Genomic DNA, 22,110 nt, shown 5'->3' with positions numbered 1-22,110 from the left:
CCCAGGTTGGACCTTGCGCCAGGACAGGCGGACGTACCGCTCGTCGTTTGTCACGGCCGCCGCCTCGCTGCTGCATCGCCGCGCCCGGGTTGCCCCGAGCTGTTCGCGCCATGGTGGCACCAGGCCCATGTGCGCCTCGGCACGTGCACGATCTTCGCCCCCGCCCGTGCACACTCCACCGTGTACTGAAAGTCCTCGCCATAGCGCTCCCCGTTGATCAGCGCACCCTCGGGGGGCTCGCGGAAGCCGATGCTCTTCGCCAGCTCTGTGCGCACGAGGTGGGTGATCGTGGTCTGGTGCGGCTTGGCCGGGTTGAACTGGCGCCCGAAGTGGCCGAGTGGGTCGTTCGCAGGCCACGGCTTTCCGTCGGGGAAGTGGACCATGAAGTAACTGAAGATGTAGTCGGCCTTGAAGATCCGCGCCCCAGCGGCGAGGACACGCAGGTGCTCGGGGTAGAACCAGTCGTCCGAGTCGAGGAACGCAACCCACTCCGTCTTCACCGCGTCGAGGGCGCGTTGGCGGGTGACCGCCGCGCCGTCGACGTCCTCGTCGATGGCGATGCTGATGTCGGCGGCGGGGAGGAGTTGGTTCTTCACGCTGGCGACGGCGCGGTCGAGCATGCCGTTCGCGACCCGGGCCGGGTGCGCTGGTATGGCTACGGTGATCTCAAGCGGCGATGGCACGACGCACCCCTTCCTCCAGGCTGATCTTCGGCTCGTAGAAGCCGAGCATCAGCGACGGGTCACACACCCGTGTATGCACCCCCTGCGGCGCCCCGGCCTCGTACCGCAGCTCGGGCGCGTATCCGGCCTCGGCCGTCATCAGCCGGGCCAGCTCGTCGAAGGTGGTCGCCCGGCCCGTGCCCAGGTTCACCGGCCCCGTCACGCCCGCGTCGAGCAGGGCCAGCGTCGCGCCCACCAGGTCGTCGATGTGGATCCAATCGCGCACCGAGCTCCCGTCACCCCAGATCGTGAACGGATCCTCCCGCCGGCGGGCGCGGGCCGCGAACGCCGGGAAGGGGTAGCACGGGTCCTGATCCTCGCCGTACCCGGAGAATGGACGGGCCACGAGGATCTGACAGCCCTCCGACGCCGCATACCGGGCCAGCCGTTCGCCGGTGAGCTTCGCCCAGCCGTAGGAGGCGTCCGGCAACTCCGGCTCGTCGAGGTTGATGAACGACTCGTGCAACGCCCAGTGCGCGGTCTCGCCCTGCAGAGCGACGGGGTACGCCGCAGACGAACTGAAGTACACCGCCCGCGGCGTACCGGTGCGGACCAGCCAGCGCATGTACCAGCTGTCCAACGCCAGGTTGGTGGCCACGCCGAGCGGGCTGCCGTCGATGCTGGCCCGGCCGCCGACCATCGCAGCGCAGTGGAGGGCGACGTCGTGCCGAGTGTCGTCCGTCCGGAAGAAGTCGAGGGCGTCGCCGCTACCGTCGCGGATATCGATGCCCGTGACGTCCCAGCCTCGTTCGTCCATGACCGACCACAGATGCCAGCCAACGAACCCCTTCGCGCCTGTTAGGAGGATACGCACGGCTTGGCCTCCTTCTGCTCGGCGAGCACGACCTGGAATTGGCCGACGGTCTCGTGGCGGAGCACGGTGAACCCGCCCTGCTCGATGAGCGCTCGGTAGCCGTCCTGGTCCCAGCTCCAGCAATGGCACTCGTCGTGGGACTCGGGCGTCTCGTTCCATGGCGAGGAGGCGACGAGGTAGCGGGAGTGGGCGCCGATCCAGCGGACCGCGTCATGGGGGTCCCGGACGTGTTCGAGGACTTCGGTGGTCACCGCGATGTCGCCGAGCTGGATAGCGTCCCGGTCCGTGCCGAACACGTCGGCCTGCTCGGCGGTTACGCCGCGCTCGCGCCAGCCCGCCTCATTGGACGGCTGGAAGTCGTAGCCCCACGCGCTGAAGGTGACGTACTGGCTGTCCCGGGCGGCGATCGTCTGGTGGACCAGTTGAAGGAGACCGCCGTCGCCGCAGCCCAGATCAGAGAGGGTGATCTGTTGCTGTCCCTCGTTGGCCAGCTGGACGTAGGCGGTGGCGATGAACTCCAGCGCCTTCTCTAGCCGGGGCCGATGGACGGGCTGTTCGAGGTGTGGAGCGCGCTCCCGATGGGCGTGGAACGCGGCCGTCGACACGTGCGGCGTCTCGCCTTCGGGGAAGAGACGGTACTCAGCCACGCTCGTACTCCTTGATCTGCTGCACCCAGCGGGGCAGGTCGTTCGTCTGCCACTGCTCGAACACGGCCCGGTCGGCGTCCGATCGCTCGTCGGTGTTGGCCTCGGCGTAGCCGGCATCCCACTCCGCGCGCCCGGCGATCGGGTGCAGGTGCTCGACGACGACGTCCGGCAGGTAGGTGATGGCGTCCAACGCGTGGCCGAGCGCGAGCCATGCGTTGTCGATCCACAGGTGGACCAGACCGGCCGGCACCATGCGCCCGGTCGCCCGGATGATGTCCGACGTCATCGCCACCTGCGTCGGCAGCGCGGCCCCTTGGATACGGTCGTTGCCGTACACCAGGCCCGTGCCGAGGCGCTCCAGCGCAGCGAGGTAGCGGCCGTCCCAGCCGACCGTCCGCGGCAGGTGGTCGTCGCCCATGAAGCCGACCGCGTCCGAGCGGGTGGCCCACTTCGGTGCCGCATCGTTGAGGGTGGGGCCCAGCCGCAGGCGGGGGCCGATACCCATACGGAAGAACGGCTCATCCCGCAGCCGGTCGGCGACGTCCTGGTAGCCGCGCAGCTCGGGGTCGTCGTTGTCGACGAGGGCGACGAGCCTGGTCGGCTCGACGCACGTGTCGACGAAGGCTTGCCAGAGCCGGGCCAGGTTCGCGGGCCGGCCCCGGGTGGGGACGAGGATCGTGAGGCTCATCGGAGGATCGCTTTCTCCCAGAGTGGCGCCATGGCGGTGACGGTGTAGCGGCGGGCGTGCTCCCGGGCCGCGACGCCTATTTCCTGCCGCATTGCGGGCTCGTAGACGAGGGCGCGCAGGTGCTGGGCCCATTCGTGGTCGCGGTGGACGAGGAAGCCGGTGACGCCGTGCTGCACGAAGTCCTCGTAGGGGCGGACGGCGCTCGCGACGACTGGGATGCCGAGGGCCGCCGCCTCCAGGGCCTTGACCGGGGACTTCCCGGTGTTAAAGACGTGCGGCAGCAGGGGGCAGAGCCCGATCGTGTAGTCGATGACCCGGAAGTAGTTCTCGACGGAGGGAAGCCATCGTGTGAAGCGCCGGCGGGGCGCTTTGAGGTAGGTGCCGTAGTCGTTGCCGATGCAGTGGAGTTCGGCGTTCGGGTTGCGGGTGAGGAACCGTCGGATCTGCTGCCCCGTGTGGTCCCAGTCCATCTGGTGGGTGGCGCTGCCGCCCCAGCCGATGGTGATGGTGCCGTCGGCCGGCTGCGGGGGCTGGTGGTCGAGGAGCCAGTCGGGGACGGCGTTGGGGATGACGTGGACGGTGGGGTTCCAGCGGCGGACGATGTCGGCGAGGGGTTCGGTGGTGACGGTGACGGCGGCGGCGGCTTCGATGTTCCGGATGATGTTGTCGCGGATCTCAGGGCGCGCGTAGTACTGGTGGGCGGCGGGGCTGCGGTGGTCGATGTTGAAGAGATCGTCGTCGATCTCGTAGATCAGCTTGCGGCCTTCGCTGGCGAGGAGTTGCCACATCATCGACGGGTTGGGGTCGCAGACGCGTTGCCCGATGATGATGGTGTCTCGGTTGTGGCGGACGGGTTGGGGGAGCCGGGTGGCGTGGCGGGTGGCGTAGCCGAGGTTGGCGAGGGCCCGCATGGGGAGTTCGGCTCTGTAGTAGCCGCACCCGGCGTTGTCGGCTGCCCAGGCGAACACGTCGAGCTGGGGGATGGCGGCGTAGGGGTCGTGCCAGTCGGGGCCGCGTAGGGCTGGGGGGATGGTGTACGCGGGGTGGAGTGGGGCGATGCTCTGCTCGGTCACGGCGCCGCCTTGCCGCTGGTGCCTTCGAGCGCCCGAATGGTCGGGCAGGGGTACGGCACGGCGTGGACGCTGGTGCATTCGGCGCAGCATCCGTACTCCTCCTTGTGGAGGGCTTGGACGCGGGCGATGGCCTGCTCAGCGCGACGGCGGGCCTCACCGACGGTCTTCAGTTCCCGCTCGCGCCGCTTGCCGATGGCCTGCCAGTCGACGGGCGCCGACTGCTCTGCTGTCTGCTCGGCGACGTACAGCGGGTGATCGGTCGGGATGATGCCTGACTCGGATCCCCACGCGGGTGCGAGGAGCGCGGACACTGCGTCGTTCAGCTTCGCCGTGCGGTCGAACAGCATCTTGAACTGCTCGTCGACGGTGAGCGGGCGGTTCTGCTGCATGCTGCTCATCGGCTGCTCCGGGCGGTGGGCTGGTAGGTGTAGCGGGCGGGCTGGTGCGGGCCGAGGACGAGAACTGCGAACAGGAACGCCAGACCCGCGCAGACGGCGCTCACGAGCCCTCTCCCTGTGCGGCAGCGTGCGCGGCGCGGATGCCTGCCGCGTAGCCGTCCATGTAGGCGTTGGGCTGCTCCGGGTTGACGGCCATGACCTCCGGCCGCTCGGGCAGCGCCCGCACCCGGCTCAGCGCCTCGTCGTAGGCGGCCGCCTGCTTCAGGTGCTCGCAGGAGTCGAAGCTGTTCGGCCAGCCCTCCGTCAGCCACGCGGGTGCGACGCCGTGGTCGGTCCAGCCGCAGTGCTTCTGACCGATCTCGTAGCCGTGGCGCGCCCACTGGCGGGCCTCGCTGAGTTCCTTGTCGCGGGCTTCGGCGTTGGTGCTGCTGACGCTGCTGACCTCCATGTCGCCGAGGTAGACGCGGACGTCGGACTTGGCCTTCACCTCGTCGAGCTTCCGATAGACGTCGGCGAGTTCCCGCTGCCGCAACCTGACGTGCCCGATCAACTGCCGCCACGTCGTGTCGCGGGAGACCAGCAGCGCGTCGCAGAGTTCGAGGCGGGTCCGCTCATGCGCGTACACGATCTCCGTCGTTCCCGCGTGCTCCTCAACGACCTCAGTCACGACCTGCGGAGCGTTCTCTGGGATCTCGATGGTGTCCTCGAAGACGAGGACGGCGCGGGCGCCGAGGCGTTCGACGAACTCCCTGTGGTCGCCAAGGTCGCGGCGGAGCGTTTCGAACGAGGCCTCATCCGTGGGGACCTGGTCGACGACGAGAACCCAGGGCGTGACCATGTCGTCGCCGTGGTGCTCCGTGGGGAGTTCGAGGATCTGCAAACGGGCCACGTCAGTCCACCTCCACGTCGTAGTCGCTGCCATCCGCCACGACGGGCAGCCGGTAGCCGTACCGCGTCCGGTCCTTCGTCATCTGCGCGGCGATCCCCGCCGCCGCCTCGGCAGGCCACGCGCCCTCGGTGACGGACCGCGCGCTGACGTCGACCGCCGAGCCCAGCACCTCACCGCCGTGCAGCTTCGTGGGGATGCCCGGGCGCGTTGACCAGTCGACCGTCCAGGAGTCGAAGCGCCGCCGGTTCCGGCCTTCCGTGCGTCGCTGGAGTTGCAGCTTGACCTCGTGGTCGTCGCCGTGCGGCATGCGCACCGTGGCGGTCACCGGCTCGCCGACATTCTCGTAGTCGTAGCGGCTGCGGCCGAACAGCTTGTCGCGCGGGTCGAGTTTGATGGTGCCGCGCATCCACCACGGGTCGGACTTGGACCACTCGTCGCGCTTGGCCCACAGCTTCCAGTCGATACCACCGTGCTGGATACCGATCGAGATGACGCGGGACTGGTAGCCAGTCGGGTTGAGGCGCCGCTGCAGCCAGGTCCCGAACCGCTCGGTGTGCAGGTAGATGGCGCCGAAGGGGTGGAGCCGGAGGTGGGCGGCGAGGGTGTGTTCGCTGCCCGCGTTACCGACCTTCAGCTCGACGTCCCAACCGGGGAACGACTTCCCGATGATGACCTGGGCGCCGACCTCGCCGGTGGGCTGCTTCGGCCACGGGCCGGGGTTGCGGATCTGGTTGACCACGTCGACCGCGCCGTCGAAGGGGCCGCAGTAGCGGTCGCCGACGGCGGACACGTCCGGGCTGAGATGGCCTTGCTGATCCGGTCGCACGCCGCATCGGTCGCAGCACACCCAACGCGATGGCCTGCTAGTGCCTATGCCTTGGGTTTCGTCCACGACGGGCCGGTGGCCGAACAGGCGGCACAAGAGGATCAGGCGCGGCAGGCCGCTTACGAAGTAGCCCCGGTTCAGCAGGGCGTTGCGGCGGTCGCCGTCGCGCTCGCGATAGTCGACCGTGAAGCGATGCATACGGGCTCCTGTGCGGGTTGTGCGGGTGGGTGCGGGTCCTGGCGCGGTGAGTCCGCGACCCGCACGGACACGGACCCACCGCCATCCCCTGAGCCAGGGATGCCCGAACGATACCTTGGATTCATAGGTCAATGCGGTACACCAAGCTACGATTCGAAGGAACCTAGCTGTGGGAGGAACCCGCATGCCCGCACAACGCGCCTACGGCCGACGGACACCGAAACGCGCCCGCGCCATCCCCTTCTCCCGCATCTTCACCGGCGTCATCCCGGACCACCCGGCATCCGCCGACTACGCCGCAGCCCTCAACGGCGGCTGGAAGATGCTCGGCAACGACACCGCCGGAGTGTGCGGCCCCGTCACCTGGGCCAACTTCCGCCGCCTCGTCACCGCCATCGCAGGCGAGGAGAAGTACCCCGACCAGGAAGCCGTCTGGGAGCTGTACCGCACACAGAACCCCGACTTCGACCCCAACGGCGACCCGAACGTCAACGGGCCCGGCAGCAGCGCCGACGGCGGCGTTGACCTGCAGACCCTGCTGGAGTACCTCGTCAAGCACGGCGGCCCCGACGGCGTGAAAGCCCTCGCGTTCGCCCGGGTCAACCCGTCGGACCCAGAAGAGGTCAAGGCCGCCATCGCCATCTTCGGCGGCGTGTGGACCGGCATCATCGTCCAGGAGGCCAACCAGGAAGAGTTCGCCGAGGGTAAGCCGTGGGACTACCACCGCAACTCCCCGGACGACGGCGCCCACTCGGTCCTAACCGTCGGCTACGCCCCACAGGGCAGTGCGGCAGGCGCGCTCAGCGGCGACGAACGGTTCCTGACCTGGGCCGAAGAAACCAGCTTCACCGACCGGTACTTCGGCCGGAAGGTCGAGGAGCTGTACGTCGTGATCTGGCCCGAGCACCTGGAACACCCAAACTTCCTCATCGGCATCGACCAGGCCGCGCTCGCCGAGGCGTACCAGGAGATCACGAACCGAAAGTTCCCGGTCGCCCCGCAGCCGGTGCCGTCCCCTCCTCCAGCGCCCACTCCTCCTCCGGCTCCTGACCTGGATCCTCGACTTGTTCAAGCGGCACAGCTGATGGGCGAGTGGGCGCACGACAACAACGTGACGGGAGCCTGACCATGCCCGATCTGTGGATGCCGGGTGCCCAGCGCCTGGACATAGGCGACCACGCGCCCACTGACGGTGGACCCGCTAAGGCGATTGCCCACATCACGTGGGACCGCTCAGCCAGCGCGGCGAAGCCGGTCGACTTGGTCCCGTACACCGCACTTCGCTCGTACTTCGCTGGTGGTGGCGCCGGGGTGGCCCCGCACATCCTGTGGGACCCGTTCGAGGGACACTTCACCCAGTTCGTGCCCGCCAACTCCCGCTCCAAGTCCCTCGTCGACCAGGCCGGCGGCACCCGCACCAACCGCGCCGGCTCCGTCGTCATCCAGGTCGAGGCGCTCTTCTTCCCGTACTGCCGGGTCGGGACCACGGTGTACGCCAAGCTATCCGACACCCCCTGCAAGGGCTGGTCGGACCTGCAGGCATGGGTGCACTCCTGGGGCGTGCCGAACGAGTGGCCGATGGGACAGCCGAACGGCTACAACTCCCGCCGCTCCGCCTCCACCTGGGCCACCAAGCCCGGCTGGTACGCCCACGGCGACGTCCCCGAAAACAACCACACCGACCCCGGCTACTGGCCCGCATTCGTCGGCGCCACCCCGAGTACGCCAACGTCAAAGTACGAGCCGTTCCCCGGGGCTTCGTTCTTCAAGACAGGCCGCCGCAGCCCGATCATCGCCGCCATGCACAAACGGCTCGTCGAGGTCGGATGCAACCGCTACCAGTCCAGCTCGAACGCCGACGTCTGGGGCAGCGGCGACGAGCGCTCCTACGCAGCCTGGCAGCGCCACCTCGGCTACAGCGGCAGCGCCGCCGACGGCATCCCCGGTCCCACCTCATGGGCCAAACTCCACGTCCCCAACGTCTGACCCGCCAGTAGAAACGAGAACACCATGAAGATCTTCGGAAGAGAACCGGCTGTCGTGCTGGGCATCGTCTCGGCCGCCCTGTCGCTGCTGGTCACCTTCAACGTCGGCCTCTCCACCGAGCAGGCCGGAGCGATCGTCGCGGTCATCTCCGGGGTCTTCGCCGCGATCACCGCGGCCCTGACCCGGCCGATCGCCCCGTCCGCGTTCACCGGACTCGTCACCGTCGTCGTCGCCCTGCTCGCCGCATTCCACTTCAACGTGGCCCCCGAGACCGTCGGTTCACTGAACGCCCTCGTCGTCGCCATCCTCGTGTTCCTGACCCGCGGGCAGGTCTCTCCGGCCAGTCCGACCGCCCCCGCGAACCAGCCGTCGCGGGTCTGATCGGGAACCACGCGTGGATGACCCGTCGAACGCTGAGCTCGCTCACCGCCTGGAGGCCATGCGCATAGACCTCAAGGAGGACTTCCGTGAGCTCGTCGGTCTGCTCGAGAAGAAGGTCTCCGTTGAGCGGTACGAGATCGAGCGGAAAAACCGAGACGAAGTCCACGTGGCAATCATGGAACGCATTCAGGCGATCGAGACGGCCCGCGAGAAGGAACGCCAGGATGCCGCGCTGGCCAGGCAGAAAGCAGAGGACCAGCGTCGAGCAGACCGGCGGCTGATCTTCTCGGCACTGATAGTGCCCGTCCTGATCGTCCTCCTCCAGGCGTACCTGGCGGCCAAGGGGGCGGGATCGTGAGTAGTCACAGCTCCCATGCCCAGGCGCGGCGCCGCGGCGACCTGTGGTTTGCCCTCGGCGCCGTCATAGCGTTGGCGGTCCTTGCGTGGCTGGTCATTACTGTCCAGCAGCTAAGCAACGATCTGCGTACCGCTAACACCGCCCGCGACGCCCTGGCCGCGCAGGTACAGAAGCTGGGCGGGAAGCCTGTCGCTGGCCCGCCGGGGAGTCGCGGCGAGGCCGGCCAGTCCATCGTCGGCCCTCGCGGTCTACGTGGCGAACAGGGTGAGCAGGGCGTCCCGGGGCCGTCAGGGTCGCCTGGCAAGAACGGCGCCGATGGCTCCGACGGAAAGGCTGGGGAGCCCGGTGCCGTCGGCGCCACCGGGCCAGTCGGACCAACCGGCGCCACCGGGCCGCAGGGAGAGACAGGGCCCCAGGGCCCGCAGGGCGAGAAGGGCGACACGGGCGACACGGGCGATACAGGCCCGGCCGGCCCAACGTGCCCCGACGGCTACTCCCTCCAGGCCCCCTCATACGACCCGGATGCGTTGGTGTGCCGTAAGGACGGCGCCCCACAGCCCGGCGACAGCAACACCCCGTCCCCGCAGGCCCTGGCGCTGGACCCGCAGCGCCGCCAGTACGCATAGGAGGCCAGCATGGCCAACATCGTCTTCAACATCGCCCTCGGCAAGGTCAAGTACTACGCCGAGCAGGTCGGCACCGGCAACGCCGCACTCATCCTCGTCCCCATCGAAACCTCCGGGCTGGAGACGGACGCCGTCCTGCGCGACAAGCACGACCTCGCAGCGGTCCTGGCCGGCAGCACCAACGAGCAGACCACCATGGGCAGGAAGACGGTCACCGCCTGCACCGTCACCGTCGACGACACCAACGACCGTGTCGCCCTGGACTTCGCCGATCAGACCTGGACGGCACCCACGGGTAACGCGATCTCGAAGCTGGTGATCTGCTTCGACTCGGACACGACGTCGGGCACCGACTCCAACATCGTGCCGCTGACCATGCACGATCTGGTCCTCACTCCGGACGGCAACAACTTCACGGTCACGGTTGCGGACTTCTTCCGGGCCAGCTCCGGCGCGTAATGACGAGCTTCAGCGACGACTTCAACCGGGCGAACGGCGCCGTCGGCGCCAACTGGGTTGATCCGACGGGACTGTGGGTTGTCACCTCCCAGCAGCTCGGCCCCGGCTCGGCGGGCGGCACGATCTACCTGCGTGCCGCCACAGCGATGGCGACGAATGATCACTATGCCCAGATCACCATCACTGCGACCGCGGCAGCAAGTCACGGCATCTGGATCCGCGGCAACACGACCATCACCCAGGGCTACCTGGTCCGCAACAACGGCTCAAGCTGGGATCTCTTCTACGTCGTCGGCGGCAGCTTCACCGTCATCGGCACCTACGCGGCCGCAGCCGCCGCAAACGACGTCGTCAAGCTCCAGGCCATCGGCAGCGCCATCAAGGTCTACATCAACGAGACCCAGCGGATCTCGGTCACCGACACCGTCGTCCCCACGGGAACAAACGTCGGCGTCCGCAGCGACTCCACCTCCGCGATCCGCTTCGATGACTTCTCCGCCGCTGACATCAGCTCGGGCACGACCGTCGCCCTCACTCTCGCATCCGCAACCGAGACAGCTCAGGCGCTCACGGGGGCGAAAGTACTCGCGCTCGCCGCCTCTACTGAAGCCGATGGCGCCCAGGCTCTCGCTGGCGCCAAAGCAGGCACCCTCACTCTCGCCGCCGCCACAGAATCTGCTCAGTCACTCACCGGCGGCAAGGCGACAACGCTCAGCCCTGCAGCGTCCATCGACGCAGCGCAGCTGGTCACGGGCTCGAAAGCCGCGAGCCTGGGCGTGGCAGCGGCATCCGATACGGCGCAGCCACTGGTGGGCACCAAGACGGTCACCCTAGGAATCGCCACAGAGGTCGACGGCGCGCAGGCTGTAGCCGGCACCAAGACCGCCCTTCTCACGCCAGCTGTCGAGCAGAGTGCCGCGCAGGCCTTCAACGGGGTGAAGGCGGCCTCGCTCGGCATCGCCGGATCTGTCGAGGCCGCCGAGCCGATCACTTCCACCGTCCCGGGAACACTGGCTGCGGCTGAGGCTGTCGAGATGGCGCTGCCGCTCGTAGGTGCCAAGACCGCAACGCTGGTTCCCGCGGTGGAAGTCGAAGCGGCACATCTGATCACTGTGCCGTCCATCACGGAACACAGCCCGGAACAGACCTTCCGGATTCCCGCTGGGCGGCGGAAGTTGACCGTGGTCGCCGAGCGGCGGCGTTTCACCGTGGCGGCCGAGCGCCGCACCTCGACCGTCCGGAGGTAGTCCGTATGCCCCAGAACTTCACGAAGGACCCGGTGGCGAAGCTGCCCTACACCTGGGACTGGGCGGACTGGCTCGCCGAGGTGACCGACACGATCAGCACGGCGACGGTCACGGTTCCTGAAGGGCTCACCGCCGACGGGGCGCCGACGGTTGGCGAGAGCAGCGTCACTCAGCGGATCACGGGCGGCACCGTCGACGAGACGTACACAGTGTCGTGTCAGATCACCACGGCCGGGGGACTCGTCGACAAGTGGTCGATCTACCTCACCATTCGTGACCAGTGAGGAGGGGAGTGTGTCTGTCGAATCGATTCCGTTGGATGACCGTCTGGCGTACGCCGGTGAGTCGTCGCGCTTTGAGGCGCCGCACCCTCAGTGGCAGGGCCTGTTCCGGGAGCCGGACTGGCCCCCGGAGGAGGAGGCGGACTGATGGCGCGGATGTTGGGCCGTCGAGTGTGGCGTGGCCAGACGCGGGAGGACGCGACTCTGCCTCACAAGCAGTGGCGCACCCGGGAGAAGCGCGCCTGGCGGCGGGAGGCTCGTGTGGAGGCCGCCTTGTAGACCACCGGCCAGCCCCCACAAGGCCGGTTGCCCCTGTCCGTTCTCGTAGGGGAGGGGGTGAAGTCTGGTGCTCGAACTCCTCGTTCACCTCATGGTGAACCTGTCCGTCCTGCTCTGACCGGTGCGACTGCGCCCCCGCTGCTACCCGTCTGGGTGGCGGTGGGGGCGTGTTCGTTTTTGGCCGCTTGGTGAGGGTTCAACGCGCGCCACTGTGGGGGTTTTTGACGGATTGCGGGGTCAGTGCGGCAGCTGTGATGCAGGCGTAATCTGTGTCGATCGGACCGGTATTCGACCGGCCCAGACACGTGTTTGCCCCCGCGCGGGTACCACCGCCGGGGGCATGGACTGTGGAGGAAGAATCTCCAGTGAGTCGTTCCCAACATAACGCGCCAGTCCCTGCAGGCAACAGCGGGGGGTCCTTCGAAATCGGATCGTTCGACTTCCACGGGAAGCCCGTCATCGTCCTTTCGAACGAGACCGGAAGCTGGGCAGTGCTTGGTCAGCTCTGCCAGAACCTCACCCTTGACTCGGAGGCGCAGCGTAGGGCAGTCCTTCGAAAGGCCTGGTCACGAGGCAAGACCGACGTTAGGGAGGTCATGCTTCCGGGTCAGAACCGGGCCTACCCCCAGTTCCTGGTCCATGAGCGGATCGTTCCGATGTGGCTCGCCAACATCACCAGCAGCCGCATCGAAGATCCATCTACTCGGGCGAACGTCGAACAGGCGCAAGTCGAACTCGCCGACGCCCTTCACGCCTACGTCACCAGCCGGCACACCGTTCGCGAGCCCACGAAGCTTGAGCTCGCGCGGGACCTGGTCGTCGCACTGGAGGCGAGGGAAGCCCTGGAGGCCGAGAACAAGGTCCTCGCGCCGAAAGCAGGCAAGTGGGACGCCTTCATGAACTCCGAGGGCCTCATCGGCATGACCGCCATCGCCGATATGCTCGGCGTCCCCGTGGTCGACATGACCAACTGGCTCGTCACGGAGGGCGTCTTCCGTAAGCAGGTCTCCCGGTTCGGCTCGAACAAGAACATGCCGCGTCGCACCTACCAGTCCTCCGGGCACTTCGCGGTGAAGCTGGAGACGAATGGCAAGGTGTCCTACGAGGTGGCGTACGCGACTGTGGTCGGCGCCGACTTCGTGTTCGACCGCTGGCAGGCGCACGCCGCCGCCTGACGGAGCATCTGCGGCCCCGTCTCTCTTCGGAGGGCGGGGCCGCTTTCGTGCATCGAGGGGTGTGGGATTCGCGGTAATAAAATTACGCCGATTCGCACACCCGCTCTGACCTGCGGCCCTGCTTGAAGCGACGCCCTGTGTCGTACGGCCGCGCTATCCTCCCCTCAGGCGCTTGTCGCCGTAGGACTCCCACCACACACAGGTGGGGATGTCTGGGATGGGATGCCGGACCAGCCCTTGGGGCGGAACCCGGCGAGGCTGCCGCAGTAGGGCCTGAACGCGGTCCCGGCTCCCCGGTGGTTGGCCCCGTCGCCTTTGTGCGGCGGGGCCTTCTGCTGCGCTCGGGCAGCGCCATGTGCCATAGTTGGCTTGTCCGGCAGGGCGTACCTTGTTGACCGCGATCGGGACTCAGGGAAGAACGGCACCCACCCCCCGACTCAGCCTCCTTGGGGCTGCGGCGCTCGATGGTGCAGGGGTCTGCCACCGATGGATGAGGTCCGGCAACGCGACCGGGTAGCCAAGATGCCAGAGGTTGAAAGCGCCACTCTTTCCCGAGGCCCCGCCGAGCTGATACCGATGGGGCTTCGGCGCGTCTACGCCGCTTCGACGATCTCCGGCCGCCCGCCGTCGCTGTTGGTTGCGGCGACCCATTCGGCGACCAGCTCCTCGTACGCGGCCCGGTCCGCCCCGTACAGCTTGCCGCTGCCCGCCCGCCGGAACAGCGCGCGGATCGCCTCGTTGACGACGTGCGCAGGCCGCACGGAACCAGAGCCACGGTCGTCTGGGGTCATGCGGGAAAGCCTATCGGCCACCTCTGACAGTCGCCCAGGACGGTTACAGCCCTGCAGACCCCGCACACGAAAAGGGCCCCGCCCCATACCCTGGCAGTGCGACCTGTACAGAGTGGAGGGGCGAGACCGTGCCTACTGATGCTACCCCGGACCCGTACGCTGACCCACTGCGCTTCGGCCAGCGGGTGCAAGTCCTTCGCGAGCGCCGGGGCATGACCCAAGCGCAACTCGCCGATCTGATCGGCATCTCCGAACACACCCTCCGGAAGATCGAGAACGGGCAGCGCAAAGCGCCCGACCTGGAGCGGGTGATGCGGATCGCCGAAGCGCTGCGGGTACGGGACCTCGCCGACCTCACAGGACGACCCGACGCACACGTGGACCTCTTCATCGGGCCCGGTCACCCGCGGCTCGCCGCGGTCAAGGCCGCCATCGACAGCTTCCCTCTCTCCACCAGCACCGAGCCGCCGCCCGTACGCCACGTCGAGGCCCGACTGCACGCCGCATGGTCGGCCCGGCACGCGTCCGGCAACCACCGGGAAGAGATCGGGAAGCTCCTGCCGGACCTCATCCGCGACTCACAGGCCCTCGTCCGCAACGCCGACACGGGCAACGAACGACGCCGGGCGCAGGCGCTCCTCGCCGAGACGTACAGCCTCAGCCAGTTCTTCATCGCCTACCAGCCCGACAGTGCACTGCTGTGGAGAGTCGCCGAGCGCGGCATGGTCGCCGCCCAGGACTCCGGCGACCCACACGCGATCGGTGTCGCCGCGTGGCTGCTGGCGCAGGCGCACCGCGACTCCGGCCGCCAGCACTTCGACGCCGCGGACGCCATCAACCTGGAGGCCGTCCGCTTCCTCGAACCGCTGCTGCCGGACGCCTCCGACGACGTCCTCGCGATCGCCGGCGCCCTGCAGTTCGAGCTCGGCTATACCGCGGCGCGCCGCAGGCAGACGGGTACGGCGTGGCGGCACTGGGACAAGGCCAACGACATGGCCGGTCGCCTACCCGCCGACTACTACCACCCGATCACGTCGTTCTCGCAGGCCATCATGGGCGCCCACGCCGTCACGGTCGCAGTGGAGCTCCACCAGGGCGGCGAGTCGGTACGGCAGGCCGCGCGTGCGGACGAGGTCGTCATCAAGTCGAAGCCGCGCCGAGCCCGCCACCGCATCGAGGAGGCACGCGCGTTCCAGCTGGACGCACAGCCGGACGTCGCGATCGCCACGCTGGAGAAGGCGGCCCGGACCGCCCCGGAGACGATCAAGTACAACGGGTACGCGCGCGCCATCATCCTGGAGGAGGTCGAGTCGACGCAGGCGGCCCGGCGTCGGCGGGCGTCGGAACTGGCGATGGAGATTGGTCTGCTGGCGGCCTGAGGGTACCGACCCAATCTGGGTCGGCGGTCGGCTCGGAGCGGTCTTACGGTCTCGGTGTGACGGATCATCGCACGCGGGGAGGCGTGACCATGCCGAGCGACAATACGGCCGGCGTCGAAACCATTGACGCGCTCGCCCTTCTGGCGCTGCCGTCCCTGGACAAGCTGACCGACGAGCAGACCAAGGGTCGGGCCTGTGTGCGGGACGGCGTGCCGTTGCTGCCGGGGCAGCCTGTCGACCTCGGTGAGCGGATGAGTGAGCTGTCGGGGTCGTCCTCGCCGATGCGCTGGTTCCCGCGTGCCTGCCGTACCTGCGTGCACGGCCTCGCGTACTCGACTCTGCTGGACCACGCCCCGTCGTGTGAGCAGTGCGTCGACAACGCAGCCGGATGCGAGACCGGGGCCGCGCTGCACCGCCTGATGAGGGAGTACCGGCGGTGACCGCGGCTGTGGAGTCGACCGCGGTGGAGTTGCTGCCGTTGCCGCGTCTGTCGGCGCTTGATGCTCCGCGCCGTCAGGGGATGGTGTGCGTATGGTGTAGGGGTGTTCCCTCGGTGGATCTCGGCCCGCGGGTGGGTGTGGCGCTGGCCGCGTTGCCGCGCGCCTGCCGGTCGTGTGTGGCTCGGGAGGCTGGGCGCGTGTACGGCGTTCACAGGCGGCAGTGCCGCCGGTGCGGTAGCCGCTCGTACTGCGTTGACGGGCGCGCCCTGTGCGCCCTCATGGACTGGAGGGGAGACACCCATGGGTAAGGCGAAGCCGCCCACGGGCCCGCGCGGGCACGGCTACTGCTGGGTGGAGCATCCGGGGAAGGGCGTCCACTGCACGGAGCCGATAGGCCACCCGCCCGGGAAGAGCGACGGCGGGCATTGGCATCCGTACAGCAAGACAGCGTGGTGACTCCCCGCTGCCGGCCGGGCGCCGATCGGGCCGGTGGCGGGTGAAGCGGCGGCCGTCCCCTGCAACCCCTGACGGGGGGCGGCCGCCCCCGGGGCCCGTTCCCAGTGTCGAACCACCGTTGGCCAGGGGTTTTACGGTAGGTGAGATGTCCACTGGGCGACTACAAGGCCTACTTGGATATATGCAGTGCGCAGTCTTCCGTAACCGCCAGTACGTGTGTTGACTGCAAGTCAGCTAGCGGTTACCGAAGGAGATCGGCGACATGCACACCCAGGACGTGGGCAATCCGCAGAAGCGTCGACACCCGGGCATCGACGTTGCCGGCCTCGACGTCCTGATAGGTCTTCCGGCCCATCTGGGCGGCGAGGTAGACGCTCTCCTGGGTGCGGTCCTGCCGGAGGCGCTCGACACGGATGCGGTCTCCGATACCGCGCCGGCGTTCGAGGAGCCAGGTGTCATCGTCGGGCAGGTGGGGCACCCGTCAGACCCTTGACCCTAGATGATCTTTCGTCAGCCTGGAAAACCACGCATTTTCTGATCATGCTCGGCACGCGCCTGGACCCCGTACGCGCCGCCCGCCCGCCCCCTCGCGGGTGGGCGGGTGTCCTCAGCCCTGCGGCGATCTGGCATATGCCGCAGGGCTCCATGTAGTGTCCCGATATCGAACGCGTGTTCACTCGAATGAGTGAACAACCGCATTGACCTGCATCCGTTGAGGTAAGTGGAAGGTCGAACCCCACAAGACGTGCCGACGGGCCGAAAGAGGGCGCCCCCCTTTGTGGCCGTCGGCACGAGCGCCCCCCAGTTGACGGACTGGGGGGCGCTTCCGTCCCCGCCGAAGGCCGTTTTGGGAGACGGATGGGAGATGATCTATCAGTCGCAACCCGGACCAACACCCAATGAACCCGGACCAACGCGGGGTGACGGTGACGGAATCCTGGTCACAGGCTGGGATATCGCTGATCCCCGGACCGCCCCCGTCCGTCTGGGGCGACGCGGGGGATCGTCTCAGGCGGGCGGTCTCTTCGTCCGATGGTTACCTCAGGCGACTTACCAGGGCTTTCGCGCATCCACCACACGGGCGCCGCACCGTCCCTAGAGTGGTCACGAGCGTCGACCGGAGGAGCGTGCGGAGATGGAACAGGACCAGCGGATCCTGGGGAGGATCACGGAAATGGTCGAGGACGAGCGCAAGCTCCGTGAGTCCCTCGCGGCCGGCGAGATCGACAGCTCGACGGAACACCAGCGGCTCGCCCAGCTCGAGGTCGAGCTCGACCGGTGCTGGGACCTGCTGCGACAGCGGCGCGCCAAGGCGGAGTTCGGGGAGAACCCGGACGACGCGCAGGTGCGGCCGCCCTCGCAGGTGGAGGGCTACATCGAGTAGGGGAGCACGGCCGGCCGGTCAGTCCACCAGGTCGAGCACACGGCGCAGCGCGTCAGGGCGCTCGTGCGCCGGCAGATGCTCGACGAAGTGCACCTGGCAGCCCAGGTCGGCGGCCCCGCCGTCGGCCTCCCGGCTGTCGCCGACCATCAGCGCCTCGTGCGGTTCGACCTCCAGCGCTTCGCAGGCGACCGCGAACAGCCGGGTGTCGGGTTTCTGGATGCCGTGCTCGTAGGACAGCACGTACGCGTCCACGAACCGGTCGAGGTTGTACGCGTCGAAGATCGGCCGCAGATCCCACCCGATGTTGCTGACCACGCCGATCCCCAGCCCGCGCTCGCACAGTGCGTACAGCACCTCGGCGGCATCGGGATACGGCGTCCACGCGGCCGGCGTCATGTGCCGGTCGTACAGCGCGTCGTACAACGCCGGATCGGGCAGCGGCACTTGGCGGGCGAGCCCGGTGTACGCGGCCCGGTGCGACTCGGCGCTCTCGTCCCGGACCCGCCACAGCTCGGCGAGTTCACCGGGCAGCCGCTGCGGAGCCGCTCCGCCCGGCAACGCCCCCGCCACCTCCAGCGCCTTCGCCGCCTGCGCCAACTCCGCCTCCGGCAGGGCGACTCCGACCTCGTCCGACGTGGCCCGCAGCCAGGATTCCGTGGACTCGATACGGAAGAGGGTGCCGGAGAAGTCGAACAGAACAGCAAGCATGAGTGGATCTTACCGGGACTCTTGCAGGAGGCCCGGGGGTTCGCGCGGGGGATGAATGCGCCCCAAGGCTCCCGCCTTCGGCCGCAGTTCGTCCGGCCCGATGTAGCCGTAGCTCCGCGTGCTCACGGAGCCCATCGCCGATGTGCCAGGGCGGCCAGTACCACCAGCAGCGCGCCCAGCAGCCAGCCACCCAGTACGTCCGACGGCCAGTGAACGCCCAGCCATACGCGGGTCAGGCCGACGCCGGCCACCGAGACGACGGCGACCGTCAGGGCCGTACGCCACAGGGTGCGGCCCGCGCCGTGGCGGTGCAGGAGCCACAGGAGGAGGCCGCAGACGACCGTGGCCGTCATCGCGTGGCCCGAGGGGAAGGCCGCGTAGTGGGCCGAGTCGACGGGGTCCGGCCACACCGGGCGCGGGCGGTCGATCGCGGCCTTGAGGGACTGCTGAACCAGGGAACCCACCGCGACCGTGACCGCCAGCCACAGCGCCGTCCAGCGTGCGGAGCGGCGCCAGACCAGCCACACCACGACGACCGCGGTGACCAGGCGCATCGTCCACGGGTCCCAGACCCAGTCCGTGAGGACGCGGAAGACGTGCGTGAGGCCGGGTTCGTCGACGGCCCAGCGGTGCGTGGTGCGGGCGATGCCGGCGTCGGCGTCGATCAGGGGGCGCCACTTCTGCGCCACCGAGATGAGCAGGATGACGGAGGACAGGGCCAGGGTGAGCAGGAGTGCGGCGCGCGGGGCCACGCGTTGGGCCGGCGCGCGGGGTGGGGCGTCGACGGGCGGATGGTGCATAAGACGATCCTCGCCGCCGGGTCGTGCCTGAAACCCGCTCCGGTGGTGCGGGCTCCGCCCCCGCCACTCACAGCGTGATCAGCATCGCCACCATCGCGATCCCCATCGACAGCCGGCACGCCCGTGCGACCTCCGGCCGGTCACCCCATCCCACCGAGCCGCCCCCCGCGGCGACCGGGACGAGTCGGACGCCGGAGAGCAGGACGTATCCCATGAAGTAGAGCAGCAACACCCCGGTCACCAGCGGCACTCCGGACGGTCCTCCATGGCCGGCGTGGTGCTGGGGCGTGGCCGCCATGACCAGTGCCATGTAGACCATGGCCGACGCGCCCACCAGATGGTGCAGATGGTGCGCGCTGGTCCGCGCCGCCCAGAGTGCGCGCAGCGCCGCGGCGCCGAACACGGCCGCGTAGACGGGCCAGGCCCACGGCGGCGGGCTGAACACCGCCACCGGTACCGCCATCGCGGCCATGCCGAACCCCATCAGCGCCTCGCCGCCCGCGGCCCGGCGCTGCTCCTCGACGGTGCTGCGCATCCGCAGCAGACAGTAGGCCCCGGTCGCCGCACACAGCGCGACCAGCAGCCAGCCGGGCGAAGCCGGTCCGTGCACGCGCACCTCCCTGCTCGACGGTGTCGACAGTCCGTCGATGCCCGGGCCGTCCGGCGCGCACACGAGCGCAAGGATGTACACGGGGGGCATTCGAGGGAGCACGGTGGGTGAGCGGTGGCGCCCAAATTCGTTCACGAGTAAAACGCCTGCTAATGTTATGTCACATGCCATCCGCGACCGCCCCCTCCACCCCACGCCCCCGCCGCCTCCCGTTGGCCGACATCCTGCGTCTCGGCCGGCCTTCGGACATCTGGTTCAAGCCGGCCCTCAGCGTGATCGCCTCGGTCGCACCGCCCAACCTCACGCTCCTGGCCCTCGGCCGCCTCGACCTGGCGATGTACACCATGGCCGGGTCCCTGTGCGCCCTCTACGCCCACAACCGCCCCTACGCCGCCCGGGCCCGCACCCTCGCCTGGGTCGTCCTCGGCATGGTCGGCGGCCTCGCCGTCGCCCTGGTCACCGCGTCCCTCACCGCCAGTGCCGTCGTGCTCGTCACCGTCGGCGCGCTGCTGGCCGCCGTGCAGAAGGCGCTGTGCGACGCGACCCGGATCGGCCCGCCCGGCCATGTCGTACCGACCTTCATCAGCTCCGCCGCCCTCTTCGCCCCGCAGACCCTCGCCCAGGTTCCCGGCCATCTCGCCCTGGCCCTCGCGGCGGGCGTCTGGGCCTGGCTCGTCGGCATGGCGCCCGGCCTGCTGCGCCCGCACGGCCCGGAACGCCGGGCCACCGCCCAGGCGCTGAACGCTGCCGCCGCCCACGCGACCGCCGCCCATGCCACCGCCGCGCACTCCACCGGTGAGGCCGACCCCCGTTCCCGTGCCGTCGCGGCCGCCGCCGTCCAGGCCGCCTGGCAGACCCTCCTCGCCACCGACGACACCCGCACCCGGCGTGCTCTGGAACGCCTCGTCGTCCGAGCGGAGGTCGCCCTCGCCGCCCCTGACGACACCGACCCGCGGCGACTGCGGGCGTGGGCCCGCGAGCTGTGCGGCACCGGACCCGTCCCCGACCTCGACGACCAGCAGTCCGCCGACGAACTCCTCGGTGTGGAGGCCGAACTGGCCGTCCCTGCCCGCCCGTTGTGGGCGAGGCTCGGCCCGCTCGCCCCCATCGCCGTCCGTACCGCCCTGGGCTGCGCCCTCGCCGGTTACGTCTCCCTCGCCCTCGGCGTCGGCCGCCCCTACTGGGCGCTGGTCACCGCCGCCTCCCTCTACCAGGCCAACCTCGCTCTCACTTGGAGCCGGGGCATCCAGCGCGTCGTCGGCAACCTCCTCGGCGTGCTCCTCTTCGCGGCCGTGGCCCCGCTCGCCCATGCCGGTCAGGTCTTCCTGGTCCTGTGCTGCCTGGCCTTCAACTTCGGTGCCGAGGCGCTGATGGGCCGCAACTACTGGCTCGGCACCGTCTGTGTGACCCCGATGGCGCTGCTCATCACCGAGTTCGCCCACACCCAGCAGCCCGGGCGGCTGATCACCGAGCGGGTCGTGGACACGGTCGTCGGCGCACTGGTCGGCTTCCTCGCCGCCGTCGCCGTCACCAACCGGCGCGCGGGCGACCGCGTCGAACACGCGCTGACCGCCGCCGAGCGCGCCCGGGAGCACGCCGCCCGGCTGCTCGCCGAGCCCGCGCCCGCACCCGCCGACCTGGAGGCCGCCCGCCGCGGTCTCGCCGCCGCGCTGGCCGACCTGCGTGCCACGGCCGACGCCGCCGCCGGCGAGTGGTGGCAGCGCGCCCTGCCCCAGGAGCGGGTCGTGCGCGCCGAGCGGACCGGGCACCGTACGCTCGCCGCGACGGTACGGCACCCGGGGCGGCACGGGACGACGAGCGCGGAGGGCACACGGCCATGACGGCACCGAACGGACGGCAGTCGGGCGCGACCAGGGGCGACACCGTCTCCACGGTGGTCCGGCAGTGGCGTGCCGTCCACCCGGACCTGGACACCGGCCCGATGGAGGTGATCGGCCGGATCAACCGCTGTGCCGCCCTCCTCCAGCAGGCCGAGGACGCCCCGCTGCGCCGTGCGGGCCTCAGCCGCCCCGAGTTCGACCTGCTGGGCGCCCTGCGCCGCACCGGCCATGAGCTGACCCCCGGCGAACTGGCCCGGGAGACCTTCTCGTCCGGCGCCGCCGTCACCAAGCGCCTCAAGCAGCTCACCGAGCGCGGCCTGGTCGAGCGCCGCGGTGACACCCGTGACCGCCGCGTCGCCCACGTCCGCCTCACGGACGCCGGACGCGCCCTGGTCGACGGGCTCCTGCCGGAGCAACTCGCCTACGAGACCGCCGTACTGTCCGTGCTCGCTCCGCAGGGACAGGGCGAACTCGCCGACCTCCTGGGGGAGTTGCTGGCCAGGCTGGAGGGGGGCCTCGGCGTCCTGCGCGCCTGATCGGCGGTCTCGCAACTTTCGGTGGCCTGACACCCGTTGACGTGATCGCCGTGAACTCCCTACGTTCGATCCGACCGGTTCGAAGACTCGACTGGCGTACGATATGTCGAACGAAAGA

27 protein-coding genes are annotated in these 22,110 nt (G+C 69.3%); 14 read left to right on the top strand and 13 right to left on the bottom strand.

Annotated elements, in window-relative coordinates; translation table 11 throughout:
* Positions 1–50 precede the first annotated feature (50 nt).
* The 8 genes from ABZ453_RS31050 to ABZ453_RS31015 all read right to left on the bottom strand — a co-directional run bounded on the left by ABZ453_RS31050 (position 51) and on the right by ABZ453_RS31015 (position 6,255).
* Positions 51–683 (bottom strand): glycosyltransferase family 2 protein, encoded by a 633-nt coding sequence (locus ABZ453_RS31050; protein ID WP_359019995.1) that lies wholly within the window; start codon positions 681–683, stop codon positions 51–53.
* On the bottom strand, positions 667–1,536 hold the full coding sequence (locus ABZ453_RS31045; RefSeq protein WP_359019993.1) for an NAD-dependent epimerase/dehydratase family protein: 870 nt from the start codon (positions 1,534–1,536) through the stop codon (positions 667–669). Before ABZ453_RS31045 ends, ABZ453_RS31050 begins: the two co-directional genes overlap by 17 nt.
* Complete coding sequence (locus tag ABZ453_RS31040; RefSeq protein ID WP_359019991.1) at positions 1,521–2,183, bottom strand: methyltransferase domain-containing protein; 663 nt, start codon at positions 2,181–2,183, stop codon at positions 1,521–1,523. Before ABZ453_RS31040 ends, ABZ453_RS31045 begins: the two co-directional genes overlap by 16 nt.
* Positions 2,176–2,871 (bottom strand): hypothetical protein, encoded by a 696-nt coding sequence (locus ABZ453_RS31035; RefSeq protein WP_359019989.1) that lies wholly within the window; start codon positions 2,869–2,871, stop codon positions 2,176–2,178. Before ABZ453_RS31035 ends, ABZ453_RS31040 begins: the two co-directional genes overlap by 8 nt.
* Positions 2,868–3,944: a glycosyltransferase family 4 protein gene (locus ABZ453_RS31030; RefSeq protein ID WP_359019987.1), complete on the bottom strand. Its 1,077-nt coding sequence runs from the start codon at positions 3,942–3,944 to the stop codon at positions 2,868–2,870. The genes ABZ453_RS31035 and ABZ453_RS31030 overlap by 4 nt, the downstream gene beginning before the upstream one ends.
* A complete protein-coding gene (locus tag ABZ453_RS31025; RefSeq protein ID WP_359019985.1) occupies positions 3,941–4,342 on the bottom strand; it encodes a hypothetical protein in 402 nt (133 codons plus the stop codon). The genes ABZ453_RS31030 and ABZ453_RS31025 overlap by 4 nt, the downstream gene beginning before the upstream one ends.
* 100 nt (positions 4,343–4,442) lie before the next feature.
* The gene (locus ABZ453_RS31020) at positions 4,443–5,231 is read right to left on the bottom strand and encodes a hypothetical protein (RefSeq protein WP_359019983.1); all 789 of its coding nucleotides are present in this window, start codon (positions 5,229–5,231) and stop codon (positions 4,443–4,445) included.
* A gap of 1 nt (position 5,232) precedes the next feature.
* Entirely contained in the window at positions 5,233–6,255 is a 1,023-nt protein-coding gene (locus ABZ453_RS31015) for a hypothetical protein (RefSeq protein WP_359019981.1), read from the bottom strand.
* A gap of 184 nt (positions 6,256–6,439) precedes the next feature.
* On the opposite strand from ABZ453_RS31015, the gene ABZ453_RS31010 reads away from it, so the two are divergent.
* The 8 genes from ABZ453_RS31010 (at position 6,440) to ABZ453_RS30975 (ending at position 13,047) form a co-directional block, all read left to right on the top strand.
* Entirely contained in the window at positions 6,440–7,381 is a 942-nt protein-coding gene (locus tag ABZ453_RS31010; RefSeq protein ID WP_359019979.1) for a hypothetical protein, read from the top strand.
* Positions 7,382–7,383: 2 nt separating this feature from the next.
* A complete protein-coding gene (locus tag ABZ453_RS31005; RefSeq protein WP_359019977.1) occupies positions 7,384–8,241 on the top strand; it encodes a peptidoglycan-binding protein in 858 nt (285 codons plus the stop codon).
* 24 nt (positions 8,242–8,265) lie between these two features.
* A complete protein-coding gene (locus tag ABZ453_RS31000) occupies positions 8,266–8,622 on the top strand; it encodes a hypothetical protein (protein WP_359019975.1) in 357 nt (118 codons plus the stop codon).
* A 13-nt stretch (positions 8,623–8,635) separates the two neighbouring features.
* Entirely contained in the window at positions 8,636–8,980 is a 345-nt protein-coding gene (locus ABZ453_RS30995) for a hypothetical protein (protein WP_359019973.1), read from the top strand.
* 635 nt (positions 8,981–9,615) lie between these two features.
* On the top strand, positions 9,616–10,065 hold the full coding sequence (locus ABZ453_RS30990; protein WP_359019972.1) for a hypothetical protein: 450 nt from the start codon (positions 9,616–9,618) through the stop codon (positions 10,063–10,065).
* Positions 10,065–11,312 (top strand): hypothetical protein, encoded by a 1,248-nt coding sequence (locus ABZ453_RS30985; protein ID WP_359019970.1) that lies wholly within the window; start codon positions 10,065–10,067, stop codon positions 11,310–11,312. Before ABZ453_RS30990 ends, ABZ453_RS30985 begins: the two co-directional genes overlap by 1 nt.
* Before the next feature lie 5 nt (positions 11,313–11,317).
* Complete coding sequence (locus ABZ453_RS30980; protein WP_359019968.1) at positions 11,318–11,596, top strand: hypothetical protein; 279 nt, start codon at positions 11,318–11,320, stop codon at positions 11,594–11,596.
* A gap of 545 nt (positions 11,597–12,141) precedes the next feature.
* Positions 12,142–13,047: a phage antirepressor KilAC domain-containing protein gene (locus ABZ453_RS30975; protein ID WP_359019966.1), complete on the top strand. Its 906-nt coding sequence runs from the start codon at positions 12,142–12,144 to the stop codon at positions 13,045–13,047.
* Positions 13,048–13,640: 593 nt separating this feature from the next.
* Here the strand turns inward: ABZ453_RS30975 and ABZ453_RS30970 are convergent.
* On the bottom strand, positions 13,641–13,838 hold the full coding sequence (locus tag ABZ453_RS30970) for a hypothetical protein (RefSeq protein ID WP_359019964.1): 198 nt from the start codon (positions 13,836–13,838) through the stop codon (positions 13,641–13,643).
* Positions 13,839–13,966: 128 nt separating this feature from the next.
* Here ABZ453_RS30970 and ABZ453_RS30965 point away from each other — a divergent pair, with 128 nt between their 5' ends.
* From ABZ453_RS30965 to ABZ453_RS30955, 3 genes are all read left to right on the top strand, one after another.
* Entirely contained in the window at positions 13,967–15,217 is a 1,251-nt protein-coding gene (locus ABZ453_RS30965; RefSeq protein WP_359019962.1) for a helix-turn-helix transcriptional regulator, read from the top strand.
* A gap of 89 nt (positions 15,218–15,306) precedes the next feature.
* Positions 15,307–15,657 (top strand): hypothetical protein, encoded by a 351-nt coding sequence (locus ABZ453_RS30960; RefSeq protein ID WP_359019960.1) that lies wholly within the window; start codon positions 15,307–15,309, stop codon positions 15,655–15,657.
* A 300-nt stretch (positions 15,658–15,957) separates the two neighbouring features.
* The gene (locus tag ABZ453_RS30955) at positions 15,958–16,113 is read left to right on the top strand and encodes a hypothetical protein (protein WP_359019958.1); all 156 of its coding nucleotides are present in this window, start codon (positions 15,958–15,960) and stop codon (positions 16,111–16,113) included.
* A 241-nt stretch (positions 16,114–16,354) separates the two neighbouring features.
* On the opposite strand, the gene ABZ453_RS30950 is transcribed toward ABZ453_RS30955, so the two are convergent.
* The gene (locus tag ABZ453_RS30950) at positions 16,355–16,591 is read right to left on the bottom strand and encodes a helix-turn-helix transcriptional regulator (RefSeq protein ID WP_359019956.1); all 237 of its coding nucleotides are present in this window, start codon (positions 16,589–16,591) and stop codon (positions 16,355–16,357) included.
* Positions 16,592–17,248: 657 nt separating this feature from the next.
* Here ABZ453_RS30950 and ABZ453_RS30945 point away from each other — a divergent pair.
* Positions 17,249–17,497, top strand: coding sequence for a DUF2630 family protein (locus ABZ453_RS30945; protein ID WP_359019955.1), 249 nt, complete (start codon positions 17,249–17,251; stop codon positions 17,495–17,497).
* An 18-nt stretch (positions 17,498–17,515) separates the two neighbouring features.
* Here ABZ453_RS30945 and ABZ453_RS30940 read toward each other — a convergent pair whose 3' ends face one another.
* The 3 genes from ABZ453_RS30940 to ABZ453_RS30930 form a co-directional block, all read right to left on the bottom strand.
* The gene (locus ABZ453_RS30940; protein WP_359019953.1) at positions 17,516–18,205 is read right to left on the bottom strand and encodes an HAD-IA family hydrolase; all 690 of its coding nucleotides are present in this window, start codon (positions 18,203–18,205) and stop codon (positions 17,516–17,518) included.
* A gap of 122 nt (positions 18,206–18,327) precedes the next feature.
* Positions 18,328–19,005 (bottom strand): phosphatase PAP2 family protein, encoded by a 678-nt coding sequence (locus ABZ453_RS30935; RefSeq protein WP_359019951.1) that lies wholly within the window; start codon positions 19,003–19,005, stop codon positions 18,328–18,330.
* 67 nt (positions 19,006–19,072) lie between these two features.
* The gene (locus ABZ453_RS30930) at positions 19,073–19,615 is read right to left on the bottom strand and encodes a DUF5134 domain-containing protein (RefSeq protein WP_359020228.1); all 543 of its coding nucleotides are present in this window, start codon (positions 19,613–19,615) and stop codon (positions 19,073–19,075) included.
* Positions 19,616–19,779: 164 nt separating this feature from the next.
* Here ABZ453_RS30930 and ABZ453_RS30925 point away from each other — a divergent pair, with 164 nt between their 5' ends.
* Positions 19,780–21,456 (top strand): FUSC family protein, encoded by a 1,677-nt coding sequence (locus ABZ453_RS30925; protein WP_359019949.1) that lies wholly within the window; start codon positions 19,780–19,782, stop codon positions 21,454–21,456.
* A complete protein-coding gene (locus ABZ453_RS30920) occupies positions 21,453–21,992 on the top strand; it encodes a MarR family transcriptional regulator (protein ID WP_359019946.1) in 540 nt (179 codons plus the stop codon). The genes ABZ453_RS30925 and ABZ453_RS30920 overlap by 4 nt, the downstream gene beginning before the upstream one ends.
* Positions 21,993–22,110: the final 118 nt, after the last annotated feature.

The sequence above is a fragment of the Streptomyces sp. NPDC005799 genome, from assembly GCF_040630525.1.
Lineage (GTDB): Bacteria > Actinomycetota > Actinomycetes > Streptomycetales > Streptomycetaceae > Streptomyces > Streptomyces griseorubiginosus_B.
Note: the sequence above shows the minus strand (reverse complement) of the source record. Positions and strands in the feature narration are given on the sequence as shown.

Coding starts and splice junctions, on each gene's coding strand:
- ABZ453_RS30955 (WP_359019958.1), top strand. CDS start 15,958: ATGGGTAAGGCGAAGCCGCCCACGGGCCCGCGCGGGCACGGCTACTGC.
- ABZ453_RS30990 (WP_359019972.1), top strand. CDS start 9,616: ATGGCCAACATCGTCTTCAACATCGCCCTCGGCAAGGTCAAGTACTAC.
- ABZ453_RS30920 (WP_359019946.1), top strand. CDS start 21,453: ATGACGGCACCGAACGGACGGCAGTCGGGCGCGACCAGGGGCGACACC.
- ABZ453_RS31005 (WP_359019977.1), top strand. CDS start 7,384: ATGCCCGATCTGTGGATGCCGGGTGCCCAGCGCCTGGACATAGGCGAC.
- ABZ453_RS31010 (WP_359019979.1), top strand. CDS start 6,440: ATGCCCGCACAACGCGCCTACGGCCGACGGACACCGAAACGCGCCCGC.
- ABZ453_RS31035 (WP_359019989.1), bottom strand. CDS start 2,871: ATGAGCCTCACGATCCTCGTCCCCACCCGGGGCCGGCCCGCGAACCTG.
- ABZ453_RS30945 (WP_359019955.1), top strand. CDS start 17,249: ATGGAACAGGACCAGCGGATCCTGGGGAGGATCACGGAAATGGTCGAG.
- ABZ453_RS30970 (WP_359019964.1), bottom strand. CDS start 13,838: ATGACCCCAGACGACCGTGGCTCTGGTTCCGTGCGGCCTGCGCACGTC.
- ABZ453_RS31025 (WP_359019985.1), bottom strand. CDS start 4,342: ATGAGCAGCATGCAGCAGAACCGCCCGCTCACCGTCGACGAGCAGTTC.
- ABZ453_RS30935 (WP_359019951.1), bottom strand. CDS start 19,005: ATGCACCATCCGCCCGTCGACGCCCCACCCCGCGCGCCGGCCCAACGC.
- ABZ453_RS31015 (WP_359019981.1), bottom strand. CDS start 6,255: ATGCATCGCTTCACGGTCGACTATCGCGAGCGCGACGGCGACCGCCGC.
- ABZ453_RS30925 (WP_359019949.1), top strand. CDS start 19,780: ATGCCATCCGCGACCGCCCCCTCCACCCCACGCCCCCGCCGCCTCCCG.
- ABZ453_RS30985 (WP_359019970.1), top strand. CDS start 10,065: ATGACGAGCTTCAGCGACGACTTCAACCGGGCGAACGGCGCCGTCGGC.
- ABZ453_RS30980 (WP_359019968.1), top strand. CDS start 11,318: ATGCCCCAGAACTTCACGAAGGACCCGGTGGCGAAGCTGCCCTACACC.
- ABZ453_RS30960 (WP_359019960.1), top strand. CDS start 15,307: ATGCCGAGCGACAATACGGCCGGCGTCGAAACCATTGACGCGCTCGCC.
- ABZ453_RS31000 (WP_359019975.1), top strand. CDS start 8,266: ATGAAGATCTTCGGAAGAGAACCGGCTGTCGTGCTGGGCATCGTCTCG.
- ABZ453_RS30940 (WP_359019953.1), bottom strand. CDS start 18,205: ATGCTTGCTGTTCTGTTCGACTTCTCCGGCACCCTCTTCCGTATCGAG.